Below are 12,185 nucleotides of genomic sequence, written 5' to 3'. Positions count from 1 at the left end.
TACAGAAACCTATTCTATTTACCAATAATATCAATATCAGACTTTTTCACACCGCTGAGTCCGTAGCTGTGCAATTTCGAGCGAGATCCCTCACCGTGCGCTTTTGGCGGATAAAACAACGCCTTTTTCTCTGGAAATGCTTCCAATACCTCATCAAGTGCAGCCCTAATTTCACTTAATGTTTTTTCTAAGCTATTAGTGAAGTTAGGTCTTTTTCTAATGGTATGACCAAGTTCAACTAAACGGTAAAAATATTTATCCGCGAGATCCAACAACTCTTTTGGCATCTCTTTGTTTTGATTAAGAACGGTATCGGGGTTTACATCGCAAAACTCAACTAAAGCTAAGTAAAAGCATAATGGCTTGTTGGCAAGCTGAACGCTTACTAGCTTATCTCTATTCGTCGTTACTGTTTTTGAATACAAATCAATAACGAGCTTAAATTCTGGTAACTTTTCTAGCGCATGGCTTGAACTTACGCTTGCCTCAATACCTTTTCTTCTCACCCAGTTGAACACCGCAACCCCGATTAGCGCCATAATCAGAGGAAAAATATAGGTAGACTTTGGTTTGGTGTCATCTAACGAAACCGCGACATAGAAGTTTCTGTGCGGCGCAGATAATGTTAGTACCTCACTTTTTTCACCCTGCCCTGCTCCAGACGTATTGATGTCAAGGACGGTCAAACGGGCATCTTGAGCGTCTAACACAGTATTTAGTGAGTTTATATACTCTCTTAACTCAGTTTCATTACCTGCGTAATGTAGAAAAGGATCCGCGACAGGTAAACGATTCATGTCAATAGCAACACGAAGCGCCACAGCTTCTTTTTGTTGCTTCAAAACACGTTTAGTTTCGATACTTTGAGAAATGTAGAAAATGCTGCTAAACAATAATGCCAAAGCAATAAAAACGGATATATTACGCTGGCTAACGTCCACTTTCTTCTCCAATAAAGCTATAAGGTAAAGTTTCACATTGCCAGTATCTATCTACCTTATCAAAGTAACTAGATGTTCTTAATTGAGCAACTTGGTTAATAATTTCCTGCATTGCGCAAGCTAAATCGGTGTTATTGTTGTTCATTTTTAAATACCATTTACTGCCACTGACATTATTTGCAATTGGCGTAATGTAATTCTTCGAAAACCGTTGCTCATCTTCTTCGGACCAGTAAGATGCAATAATATCAACCTCGCCAGCAGCTAACCGATTGCGGAGCGCTTGATGCGAGCTTAAATAGGTAATATCGAGCGCGTTAATATCGATATCTAATTCTTTAAACGCACTTTTTGGTAATATGTGGCCAGAGCGACTTGTTGGATAGTCAAGCAACCCTATTTTTTTATCTAAGAAATAAGATTTAGATAACTTGGGTTTTTCTGTGTTTGATATGAAAAACGCGGAATAAGCCGGATACCCTATAACAGGCCTATAACTATGCGTTGATTCAGCCATCAAAGCCGACATGATATTGTCTTTCGTTAAAATAAGATCAGCGATCCCCTTTGCAAGAAACTCTATTTGCTCAGCGAGACTTCCTCCCCAATACACTTTCACTTGTCCATATTGCCTTGTGACCACTTCATCTTCACATGCTCTAACTAATACGTCTAACGCGAGACTTTTAATCGGAACATGTATTTTTAACGTGTTGATATTGGACACTGAACGTGTTTTACAGGTATTTGAGTACTGGACGACAGGATCAAGAATGAGAGGCTTAACCGAAATTAATCGAGCCCCTAAAATCCAGCACAATAATGCGCTTATAAACAACAAAGATACAATTGTTGATTTACTAGTCAAAATGTTACTATGTATCACTAATTGGAATAACCTATCCTTTCAAGACCACTATTAGATCAATTTTCTTTACTCATTGCAATAGGTAATTTTACTAATAACCCATAACCATATGAATTTAAAACTTTATTGACAAGAAATTATGAATCTTATTGAGTCCTTTTATTTTGTTGAAAAATACGGACAATTGGCCTCACTTTTCGGTTGGGAAGATTGTTCCCTTTTCTACAAGAGATACAAATGTTACGTAAAAGCTTGTCATTACTTTTCGCTGTAGGGATGACTATCACGACGTCAAGTGCACACGCCTGGGGTCAAAATGGTCATAGGATCATTGGCGAATTGGCCGAGGCACATTTAACCGAGCAGACTCGCGTTGCGATTCAACCTTTATTAGAGGGTGACTCTCTGGCTGAAATTTCGAATTGGGCAGACGAGATGCGTTCGGATCCAAGCACATTTTGGCGTAAACAATCTTCGAAGTGGCATTACATCAATATCGACAACCCAAAAGCAATGCACGAGCATGTCCATGCCGATCTGAATGACAGAGAAAAAGTAAAACACATCCTAGATGGCATCTACTACTCCATCAATACATTAAAGTCAGAATCTAAATCAATCGATGAAAAGCGTTTCGCGTTCCGTTTCCTAGTCCACCTTGTTGGTGACAGCCATCAGCCATTTCACGCAGGTCGCGGCAAAGACCGTGGCGGTAACATGATTAAAGTAAAGTTCTTTGGCAGTGATTCAAACTTACACAGTACTTGGGACACCAAATTAATCGAAAATGAAAATCTTTCATTTACAGAATTTACACGTTTTATTCAAACCACAAATAATGAAATAATTGCTGAATACTTAGACAGCTCGCCTGCAGATTGGTTGCTTGAGTCAAATAATATTGCTGAAAAAGTTTATAATAGCAATGAAACTGAAATAAGTTACGGTTACATTTATAAATATATGCCAACAATCAAATTTAGGCTTCAACAAGGTGGCATTAGATTAGCTGGCTTATTAAACCAAATTTATGATCCTAATTCTAAACCGCTGGTTTCATCACTGAAATCAGCAAATAAAATAACAGTTAACCATTAGTTTAAAATAACCTACTAACACGGGAAACAACATAATGAAAATCCAACTTCGCAAAAATGCACTTACGCTTGCTATCGCTGCAAGTTTAGGCATGAGTGGCATGGCGGTTGCGGCAGATACATCTTCGTCTATAAAAGGACAGATCGTAGGACCTCAAGGTAATCCAGCTGCAGACACTAAGATTATCATCGTTCACGAACCGACAGGTACACGCCGCGTTGTTACAACGAATGACACTGGTACGTACAACGCATCAGGTCTTCGCGTTGGTGGTCCATACACCATCACTATCGACTCAAACAAATTCCGTGACGCTGAGCTGCGTAACATTTACCTATCTCTAGGTGAAGCACAAAAGATCGACCAGCAGCTAAGCGAATTGCAAATGGAGTCTATCGTAGTTACTGGTACTCCAGTACTATTTAACTCTTCTGCAAACGACACTTATTACGGTGCTGATGCAATCAAGAGCACGCCTAGTATCAACCGTGATATTAAAGACGTAGTAAGAAATAACCCGCTAGTTGTCATCCAACCTGGTAACGACAGTGCGATGACAATCGCAGGCTCAAACCCGCGTACAAACTCTATTACTGTTGATGGTATTCCGCTAAACGATGACTTCGGTCTTAACTCTGGTGGCTACCCAACACAGCGTAACCCATTCCCTCTGGACGCGCTTGACCAAGTAACCGTTCAAGTAGCACCAACAAATGCTAAATCAAGTGGCTTTACTGGTGGTAACGTTGATGCGGTATTTAAGTCTGGCACTAACGAAATCACTGGTAGCGTTTTCTATGAGAAAATGACTGACAGCTGGGCTGGTACGCCTAAAAACGAAGGTAAAGAAGTTCCACTAGAGTTTGAAGAAGAGAACTATGGCTTCTCAATCGGTGCTCCTCTTATTGAAAACAAACTATTTTTCTTCGGTGCATACGAAAAGTATGAATCTCCTCAGTCAATTGAATGGGGTCCAGCAGGTTCAGGTATCGGCGCCAACGAAACTAATATCACACAAAGCGATTTAGCAGCTGTACGCAAAATTGCTTCTGAAGTATATGGTGTCGATAACATCGGTAGCGCAGACGCACAACCACAACTAGAAGATGAAAAATACATCATCAAACTAGATTGGAACATCAACGACTATCACCGTGCAAACTTCGTATATATGTTTAACGAAGGTAACCGCACAAACAACATGACTCAGAAAGCTAGTGAGCTTCACCTAAGCACTTATTGGTATAATAAGTCAGAGAAACTAAATAACTTCAGCTCAACACTATACTCTGACTGGACGGATGATTTCTCAACGCAAATCAGTATTACGAGCAAGTCTGTTGAAACCGGTCAAATCTCACTAGACAGCGCTTTAGGTCTAGGCGATATCACAATTGACAATATCGATGTTGATGGAGATGGTACTAAAGGCACAATTAACTTCGGTTCAGATGCTAGCCGCCACTCAAATTCACTAGAAAACGACCTCACAACATTCAAGTTTGACGGTACTTATCTACTTGACGAACATACACTAGAGTTCGGTATTAAGTACGACATTCTAGACGTTGAAAACCTATATTTAGATGGTTCTAAAGGTGTTATCACATTTAACAGCCTAGAGGACTTTGCCACACGTCAATTATCAACATATTCATATAGTAATGGTATTGGTAATAATCCAGATGCAGTTGCAGCAGCATTTAAACGTAAAGACCTTGCCCTATACGTGAACGACCGTTGGGATTTCAGCGATGAACTAGCATTTAGCTTTGGTCTTCGTTACGAGCGTCTAGGTTCTGACGACAAACCAGCGTTCAACCAAGACGTATTTGATAGAACGGGTTTTGATAACACTTATAATCTAGATGGCGCTGACATTTGGTTACCTCGTGCAGGCTTTACATACTACATGAACGAAGACGTAACTATCCGTGGTAGTGTAGGTCGTTATGCTGGTGGTAACCCTAACGTTTGGATCTCAAACTCTTACTCAAACGATGGTTTCAGTCGTCAAAACTTCTCTGCTAGAGGAGTTACCGCACCTGCAAGTATCCTAAATACTATTCCGCAAGAAGCTATCGACGGTATTAACAATGCGAATCGCGGTTCGGTTTCTAACTTTATCGATCCTAACTTCGATATTCCATCGCAGTGGACATATATGCTAAATGCTGATGTAACACTTGACATCCCAGGCCTTGGTGACGGATTCGCGTGGACTACGACTGCTATCTTCACAGATAAAGAAAATACCGCTGAATGGGTGAATGCAGCACTTCTTCAAGAAGGCGATGTAGTAGGTTCTACTGCTGATGGTGCATTACCATTCTACGATACCCGTGAACTTGAGATTATGCTAACGAACGCAGATAAAAACGGTCGTTCAATTATCCTAAGTACTGGTCTTTCTAAAACGTGGGATAATGGCTTCAAGTTTGATATGTCTTATACTCATCAAGACATCACTGAAGGTAACCCTGGTGGTTCCTCAACTGCCCGTAGTAACTACCGATACGGTCACTTCTTAGACCACCAAGAAACACAAATCGGTACTTCTACCTATGAAACTGAGCACCGCTTTGTATTTAATCTAGGCTACTCAACTGAATTTATTGAAAACTATAAAACGAATTTCAATCTATTCTTTGAGCGTCGTTCAGGTTCAGCATATAGCCACCTAACTAAATGGCAGAACCTTACTGGCGGTAAATACTTTGATCAAGACCTAATTCAACCTTCAGGCTTTGGTTCAACGTTCGGCGGTAACTACCTAGCTTATGTACCAACTGCCAACGATCCTAATGTACTTCGTTATGAAGGTGTAACCGAAGCGGAAGTATTAGCTCATTTCGAAGATCTTGGACTCTCAGGTTATGCGGGTGGTTTTGTAGACCGTAGCGCTGGAAAGTCACCTTGGACAACCTCTATGGATCTGTATATTTCTCAGGAATTGCCTGGATTTACTAAAGATCATAAAGGTGAGGTTTACTTCGTAATTAACAATCTTATTAACCTGATTGATTCTTCAGCTGGTAAGGTTTATAGACAAGACTTTGGTACAAACAATGTAATAGAGATGGATATTGACCCAGCAACTGGTAAATACATCATCGGCGAAACTACATTCGACAAGAGTAAGTTTGAAGCAGAAGACTCAACTTACCGTATCAAGATCGGCGTACGTTACAACTTCTAATATCTAACACGTAATTAGATAATCTCCCAAAGGCCAACGAAAGTTGGCCTTTTTTATATTTAATCCAGCTTAAGGTTATTTTCCACCTATTAACCACAACTAAGCCTTTATAAATTCCTGATATTAAATATAATAGAAACAGGACAAGTCATTGTTTCTGAGCAATAAACCATACTAAATGTAAAAATGAATGGATTATAAATATGATAAGGGATAAATCATGTTAAGACGTAAAGCTTTTATCGGCTTTCTAGTCACAATGCTGGGTATAAGTATTGATTATTTAATCATCTCTCTATCTAATCATTTACTTAAAAGCAGCGCATTTGAAATATCCATGATCTATATGACTATAATATCATGTACAGAAAACCGTACGAGATAACATTCAGTGGTACTTTACTATATAGAGCTTGTTCTAAGCGAGTGTGCAAGCTCTTTTTCATCTACTGCGGACTGTAATAATTTCAGTAGTTGTACTAAATTCTCTTTCTGTTCATAGCTAAAACAACTGAGTAGTTCAGCTTCCCATGCCAATGCAAGCGGCGTTAATGTTTGATAAAGCGCTCTTCCTTGCTCTGTCACTGCAATAGTTTTTGCACGTTTATCACTTGGACTCACTAACATCTCAATCAACTCTCTGTCTTGTAACTGCTTAATTGCTCTTGAAACGGTTGATTTATCCATGCTTGCTAATTCGCATATGTGCTTAGCAGTGAGCCCCTCATTCTGTATTGCGTGAGATAACACCCGCCATTGTGGCTGTGTTAATTCTCCCTTTTGTTCATAGACGTGCGCAAAGTCATTGCTCACTTTTGTTGACAGTGAAACGAGCTGATACGGTAAAAAATCGTTTATATTCAGCAGTTTTTTATGATTTTTAGACATTATTCCACACTCCCAACTGTCACTATAGCTTTACAGAGCGACTAGATGACAAACATTGAAAATACTCTCACATGAGAGTATCTTACTATAAAACACAAAGGAGTCGAGACACATGAGCCAAGAATTTCAATATTTAACTGGGTTTGGTAATCAATTTGAAAGTGAAGCACTACCCGGCGCTTTACCTATTGGTCAGTTTTCACCGCAAAAAGTAAAATACGACCTCTATGCAGAACAATATAACACCACCGCTTTTACAGCGCCTCGTGCTGACAATCGTCGAAATTGGTTCTACCGTATTCGCCCTTCCGTTTTACAAGGTGAATATGAAGCGATAGATAATGGCCTACTGCGCACAGCACCAATAACTGAAGCCGTTACCCCTCCTTCCATGTTGCGCTGGAATCCTATCGATATACCACAAGAAAAAACAGACTTTGTCGATGGCTTAGTAACGATGGCAGCTAACGGCAGTGCCAATGGCCAAAGCGGGATTGGTATTCATGTATATGTTGCTAACGCATCAATGGAAGGCCGCTACTTCTATAATGCGGACGGCGAGCTGTTGTTCGTCCCACAGCAAGGCGAACTCATTTTACACACAGAATGCGGTAAACTCGCAATTAAACCGGGAGAGATTGCCGTTATCCCTCGTGGTATCAAATTTAATGTAGAGCTTTTAAGCGATACGGTACGTGGTTATATTTGTGAAAACTACGGACACCCTTATATTTTGCCTGAGCGAGGCCCTGTTGGTGCGAATGGCTATACCAACGAACGTGACTTTCAATACCCGGTTGCCGCCTTTGAGGACAAAGAAGGTGATTTTGAACTCGTTGCAAAGTTTAATGGTAATTTGTTCCGCTGTGAGATTGGCCACTCACCGCTTGATGTGGTTGCATGGACAGGTAACAGCGCCCCATACAAATATGATTTAGCACGATTTAACGTAATGAACACCGTAAGCTTTGATCACCCAGATCCGTCAATCTTTACTGTACTTACTTCTCCATCAGGCACACCTGGTGTTGCAAACGTAGACTTTGTGATCTTCCCACCGCGCTGGATGGTGGCAGAAAATACATTCCGTCCACCTTATTATCACCGTAATATCATGAGTGAATTTATGGGACTGATTGAAGGGGTTTACGATGCTAAAGAACATGGTTTTGTGCCAGGTGGTATGAGTCTACACAACTGTATGTCTCCACATGGACCAGAAGCGGATGTATTTGAAAAAGCGAGTAATGCAGAGCTTGCACCACAGCGCTATGAAAACACACTCGCGTTTATGTTTGAGTCACGTTACATTATCTCTCCAACTAAGTATGCTTTAGAAGGCAAAGCGCGTCAGCCTAACTATGCTGATTGCTGGAAAGGCATTAAAAAGTACTTTAAAGGAGCATAAAGATTATGTTGAAACTCTATACTTATTTTCGCTCATCTGCAGCCTATCGTGTGCGTATTGCTTTAAACCTTAAAGGATTAGACCACGAGTTAGTCCCTGTAAACTTGCTTAAATCGGAGCAAAGCGGCGAGGCATATTTAAGTAAAAACGGTCAAGGGTTACTACCGGCTCTTGAAACTGAGCATGGCATTCTTGCACAATCTTTAGCGATATTGGAGTGGCTGGAAGAAACCCAAACAGGCCAAGCATTGCTACCACAGAATCCTTGGCAAAAAGCGCAGGTAAGAAACTTTTGCTACGCCATCGCCTGTGATATCCACCCTATCGATAACTTGCGGGTACTTAAATATCTCTCAAATGAACTAGGTGCATCTGACGAGCAAAAAAATGAGTGGTATCGCCACTGGGTTATCGAAGGCTTTAAAAAGCTAGAGCCTATGATTGGCGACGGTCAATTTTGCTTTGGCACGGAGCCCACGCTCGCGGATGTTTGTTTAGTACCACAAGTGTTTAATGCACTGCGTTTTAAAGTAGATATGACTGCATTTCCTAAGATCAGTCGAGTGTACGAATATTGTAATACGCTTAATGCGTTTTCTGATGCGGCGCCTGAAAATCAATTAGACGCACAATAGGGCTAGTAAACGATAAGCCAATTAAAAGAGTGGTATGCTAAGCGTACCACCCTTTCAATCAAACGAACGTTTGTTATTTCAACGCGCTATAGACATGATCAAAATGGCCAATAAGGTCGTGACCAAGATCAGTCAAATAACCCCCATCGGGGCTGTCAATGACCCCTTTTTCAAATAGCCGCATCGCTGCACCTTGTATACCTTCTGGCGCACTCCTATGAATTTTTATCCCCTGATGCAAACTATGTCTTGGAAATCTAGCTAGTAAGGTCAACTCATCCAACAATTTTTGGTCTAATGCCATTGTCATTTTTCCTTATTCTTCTATAGTCATCTAACACTCTAGTTCAAAAAACTAAATTTGATGAAGTTTTTAATTTGTTTAATCACTGTTAATTTGATCTCACTGCCTGTTTTGGCTGCAACGCCCGCTAATTTAAGGTTATATGGAGAAATACCAAAGCAAGTTTGTTGGTATGAAGGAAAGTCATATAGCGAAGGCTCGCTATTGCAACAGTTTGACATGCTGTTTGTCTGCGCAACAAAAAAGTACAACGAAGACAATAGTAAACTGGTGTGGGTCAAGGCAGATGCGTCTGGTGCGCCAATTAGACCTGAAATTTCGGATAAAATTAGGGTAAACTAGGCGTAATATCTAAAGTTATATAGAAGTAAAAGATGACAACCCAAGCGAATAACCCCTTCACGGTATCAAGTTAGAAGAGATTATTGTAAAACTTGAGCAGCAACTAGGCTGGAAAGAAATGGCAGCCGCCGTAGATATTAACTGCTTCAAAGATAATCCAAGCGTTAAATCTAGTCTCAAATTCTTGCGCCGTACACCTTGGGCAAGAACCAAAGTGGAGCAACTGTATCTAGATACCTTCCACGGCTTTCAGTGGCCAGACATAAAAAAGTAACCCGTTTTCTCCAAGGTTATTTAACTGCATAAAGCGCGTTGTAAGTGTCCTTAAGCTTTTCAAGAATATGCTTGGGAACATTTTTATTACAGGCTAGATAAAGTGACGTATTAAACTGATCTAATGTATATACCGGCTCAAGTAACTGAGCCGTTTGCTCTTTTGCACTTCGAAACCTAAACTGAGCATCGCTGAGTATCACCAATTCAACAAAGTCTTTTCGCGTTTTGAGTAGTTCAAAAACCTTATCAAAAGAATTAATAAGAACCATCTGTTTCCCCTCTTGAAAACCATGTTCCATTAAAAACTGGTGGCTAAAATTGTCTCGGATCACCGCAGTTCGATAAGCTTGCGCATCTTCTAATTTGTTCAACTTGATTTTGCTCTCACGTAGCGCGTAGAAAGAGGTGGTAAAGGTATCAATGGGAAATACCCAATTAAACTCATTTTCGCGAATAGTATTTCTCGCTGTTGAAAAGACACAGGTATCGCCTTTTCTTAATGCGGCATTGTAGGCTGCTGGCCATGAAAGTACGCTGATGGTGTAATCAAGGCCGGAGTCATCAAGCACTGTCCTGACTTTATCCGCAGCGCGTCCAATTAACTCTCCTTTGTCATCAAGATATTGGAAGTCAGGAAAATTCTCAGTGACAATATTTAGCGTATAGGCAAGCGCACTGAAACTCATCAGTAAAAGACAAAGGCCAACTGAGTAAGCACCCTTCATAAAACTCTCCCCATAGCTACTTGAATAATATAGTCTTAACTTAAGGGTTGAGCAATTTTTAAAGAGAAAGAATAGATTTTTGTTAAAGCGAGTTATGGGTAACTTACTAAAGTGCGTTAGTAATAGACGAGAATGGCCTCGCCTATCACTTAGTGCTGATTTCAGGGGTTATTTAGCTACTTTAGCTATTGTTGATAGCATCAATTAAAAACGCACTCAGCTTAGCACCTTCTTTAAGCGTCGTTTCTGAGCTAGTTTGTCCAACAAGAGAGCTGTCGGTAAATGGTGCAATTTCCATCATGTCTGCGCCTGTAATTTTAAATTCACCGCGCAGTGCTTGTAGAATTAACATCGCTTCGTCCGGAGTCATGCCGCCCGCTTCAGGGGTACCTGTTGCAGAAGCAAACTCTTCATCAAGTGCGTCAATGTCAAAGCTAACATAAAGTTCTTCAACACCGTCAGCCTTTAGCTGCGCAATAACTTCATCTACAATCGCTTGTGCACCACGCTCTCTGATCTCATGAGCCCAATGCTGCTTAATGCCGAATGTAGACTCCCAATGAGATTTAGGTTTACCGCTAGAGCGGATCCCAAATTGTACTAAATGATGTGGTGCAGGTAAAAACTCAAGGATATGCGTACACCAAGAGCCAAAACATAAATCGATACCTAAGCGCTCAACGAGTAAATCTGTATGGGCATCAAAGTGAATAATTGCTGTTTTTACACCGCGAGCACGCTTTGCTTTAAGATACGCTTTTGTTAGTGGATAGCTGATTGAGTGGTCGCCACCAATCCCAAATACGCCTTTATCTGGATAGTTTTCGTAAAAGCCATCACACACATCTTCTGTAATAGATAATGGTGACACGTAATACTCACTCTCAGGGTCAGCATAAAGTGCCTTTTGACAGTTACTGATCGTGCTCTCGTTTAAATATTTGTCATGTAGTAAATGTGGAATAACACGCACATCGCCAAGGTCAAACGCGCTCGTTTGTGGCTGTTGCTCAATTAATGTCGAACGCAAAAATAACGGACCCCAGTTCGCTCCGCGTAAAATACCACCGCCACAATCTGAACTGATCCCAAGAATTACCGCTTTATGTTCACTTTCGCCCAATTTTTCCAGTGACGCTTTCCATAAAGTATCGACACCTTCTGTTTGTCCGTATAGCTTTTGTCTTAGCGCGTCTTTTCTTTCTTTCGCTGTGTTTACTGTAAACACACCATCTCCCGGTGGGCATAAACAGTGCTCAAGTTTTTTATGGAATTGTTTTTTGCTCTCAGACATCGCTATCCCCTCTTATATGCATAATCATGCGACCCAGAAAAATCTTCCCTATTGCGCTTTATATATTGCGAAACACTCAAAATACGATTGGCTTAAAATGAGTAAAAACGACAAATTAAAAATAAAAACCTTATAAATCAAAAAGATTTCTTGATCTCTAACTTCGTTTTCGGAAGACATTGACTGTTCATTAGGTCGTTGTTGCAG

The 12,185-nt window shown here is 40.5% G+C and carries 12 protein-coding genes; 6 read left to right on the top strand and 6 right to left on the bottom strand.

Annotated features, from left to right (window positions below):
* Positions 1 to 14: 14 nt before the first annotated feature.
* Positions 15 to 941: a hypothetical protein gene (locus B1L02_RS19815; protein WP_088532507.1), complete on the bottom strand. Its 927-nt coding sequence runs from the start codon at positions 939 to 941 to the stop codon at positions 15 to 17.
* Complete coding sequence (locus tag B1L02_RS19810; protein ID WP_223192099.1) at positions 931 to 1,668, bottom strand: PhnD/SsuA/transferrin family substrate-binding protein; 738 nt, start codon at positions 1,666 to 1,668, stop codon at positions 931 to 933. The genes B1L02_RS19815 and B1L02_RS19810 overlap by 11 nt, the downstream gene beginning before the upstream one ends.
* A gap of 378 nt (positions 1,669 to 2,046) precedes the next feature.
* On the opposite strand from B1L02_RS19810, the gene B1L02_RS19805 reads away from it, so the two are divergent.
* Both B1L02_RS19805 and B1L02_RS19800 read left to right on the top strand, forming a co-directional pair.
* On the top strand, positions 2,047 to 2,907 hold the full coding sequence (locus B1L02_RS19805; protein WP_088532505.1) for a S1/P1 nuclease: 861 nt from the start codon (positions 2,047 to 2,049) through the stop codon (positions 2,905 to 2,907).
* Between the two features lie 34 nt (positions 2,908 to 2,941).
* Positions 2,942 to 6,106 carry a TonB-dependent receptor gene (locus tag B1L02_RS19800; RefSeq protein ID WP_088532504.1) on the top strand — a complete coding sequence of 1,055 codons (3,165 nt, stop codon included), beginning with the start codon at positions 2,942 to 2,944 and terminating at the stop codon, positions 6,104 to 6,106.
* A 402-nt stretch (positions 6,107 to 6,508) separates the two neighbouring features.
* On the opposite strand, the gene B1L02_RS19795 is transcribed toward B1L02_RS19800, so the two are convergent.
* Complete coding sequence (locus B1L02_RS19795; RefSeq protein WP_088532503.1) at positions 6,509 to 6,994, bottom strand: MarR family winged helix-turn-helix transcriptional regulator; 486 nt, start codon at positions 6,992 to 6,994, stop codon at positions 6,509 to 6,511.
* Between the two features lie 112 nt (positions 6,995 to 7,106).
* On the opposite strand from B1L02_RS19795, the gene hmgA reads away from it, so the two are divergent.
* The gene (gene hmgA / locus B1L02_RS19790; protein WP_088532502.1) at positions 7,107 to 8,402 is read left to right on the top strand and encodes a homogentisate 1,2-dioxygenase; all 1,296 of its coding nucleotides are present in this window, start codon (positions 7,107 to 7,109) and stop codon (positions 8,400 to 8,402) included.
* An 8-nt stretch (positions 8,403 to 8,410) separates the two neighbouring features.
* Complete coding sequence (maiA, locus tag B1L02_RS19785; protein WP_174694593.1) at positions 8,411 to 9,037, top strand: maleylacetoacetate isomerase; 627 nt, start codon at positions 8,411 to 8,413, stop codon at positions 9,035 to 9,037.
* Between the two features lie 73 nt (positions 9,038 to 9,110).
* Here maiA and B1L02_RS19780 read toward each other — a convergent pair whose 3' ends face one another.
* Positions 9,111 to 9,341, bottom strand: a complete 231-nt coding sequence (locus B1L02_RS19780; RefSeq protein WP_088532500.1) for a TIGR02647 family protein — start codon at positions 9,339 to 9,341, stop codon at positions 9,111 to 9,113.
* Positions 9,342 to 9,401: 60 nt separating this feature from the next.
* Here B1L02_RS19780 and B1L02_RS19775 point away from each other — a divergent pair, with 60 nt between their 5' ends.
* Both B1L02_RS19775 and B1L02_RS19770 read left to right on the top strand, forming a co-directional pair.
* Positions 9,402 to 9,683 carry a DUF1496 domain-containing protein gene (locus tag B1L02_RS19775; protein WP_088532499.1) on the top strand — a complete coding sequence of 94 codons (282 nt, stop codon included), beginning with the start codon at positions 9,402 to 9,404 and terminating at the stop codon, positions 9,681 to 9,683.
* Positions 9,684 to 9,747: 64 nt separating this feature from the next.
* Positions 9,748 to 9,957 carry a VF530 family DNA-binding protein gene (locus tag B1L02_RS19770; protein ID WP_088532498.1) on the top strand — a complete coding sequence of 70 codons (210 nt, stop codon included), beginning with the start codon at positions 9,748 to 9,750 and terminating at the stop codon, positions 9,955 to 9,957.
* Positions 9,958 to 9,973: 16 nt separating this feature from the next.
* Here B1L02_RS19770 and B1L02_RS19765 read toward each other — a convergent pair whose 3' ends face one another.
* Both B1L02_RS19765 and B1L02_RS19760 read right to left on the bottom strand, forming a co-directional pair.
* Entirely contained in the window at positions 9,974 to 10,684 is a 711-nt protein-coding gene (locus B1L02_RS19765) for a transporter substrate-binding domain-containing protein (protein WP_088532497.1), read from the bottom strand.
* A 181-nt stretch (positions 10,685 to 10,865) separates the two neighbouring features.
* On the bottom strand, positions 10,866 to 11,978 hold the full coding sequence (locus B1L02_RS19760) for an arginase family protein (protein ID WP_088532496.1): 1,113 nt from the start codon (positions 11,976 to 11,978) through the stop codon (positions 10,866 to 10,868).
* Between the last annotated feature and the right edge of the window lie 207 nt (positions 11,979 to 12,185).

The organism is Pseudoalteromonas piscicida (genome assembly GCF_002208135.1).
GTDB classification, from domain to species: Bacteria; Pseudomonadota; Gammaproteobacteria; order Enterobacterales; family Alteromonadaceae; genus Pseudoalteromonas; species Pseudoalteromonas piscicida_A.
This window is presented reverse-complemented; position numbering and strand designations above follow the sequence as displayed.

Excerpts from the sequence above, each read along its gene's own strand:
- B1L02_RS19805 (WP_088532505.1), top strand. The coding sequence starts at position 2,047 with ATGTTACGTAAAAGCTTGTCATTACTTTTCGCTGTAGGGATGACTATC.
- B1L02_RS19800 (WP_088532504.1), top strand. The coding sequence starts at position 2,942 with ATGAAAATCCAACTTCGCAAAAATGCACTTACGCTTGCTATCGCTGCA.
- B1L02_RS19795 (WP_088532503.1), bottom strand. The coding sequence starts at position 6,994 with ATGTCTAAAAATCATAAAAAACTGCTGAATATAAACGATTTTTTACCG.
- hmgA (WP_088532502.1), top strand. The coding sequence starts at position 7,107 with ATGAGCCAAGAATTTCAATATTTAACTGGGTTTGGTAATCAATTTGAA.
- B1L02_RS19780 (WP_088532500.1), bottom strand. The coding sequence starts at position 9,341 with ATGGCATTAGACCAAAAATTGTTGGATGAGTTGACCTTACTAGCTAGA.
- B1L02_RS19775 (WP_088532499.1), top strand. The coding sequence starts at position 9,402 with ATGAAGTTTTTAATTTGTTTAATCACTGTTAATTTGATCTCACTGCCT.
- B1L02_RS19765 (WP_088532497.1), bottom strand. The coding sequence starts at position 10,684 with ATGAAGGGTGCTTACTCAGTTGGCCTTTGTCTTTTACTGATGAGTTTC.
- B1L02_RS19760 (WP_088532496.1), bottom strand. The coding sequence starts at position 11,978 with ATGTCTGAGAGCAAAAAACAATTCCATAAAAAACTTGAGCACTGTTTA.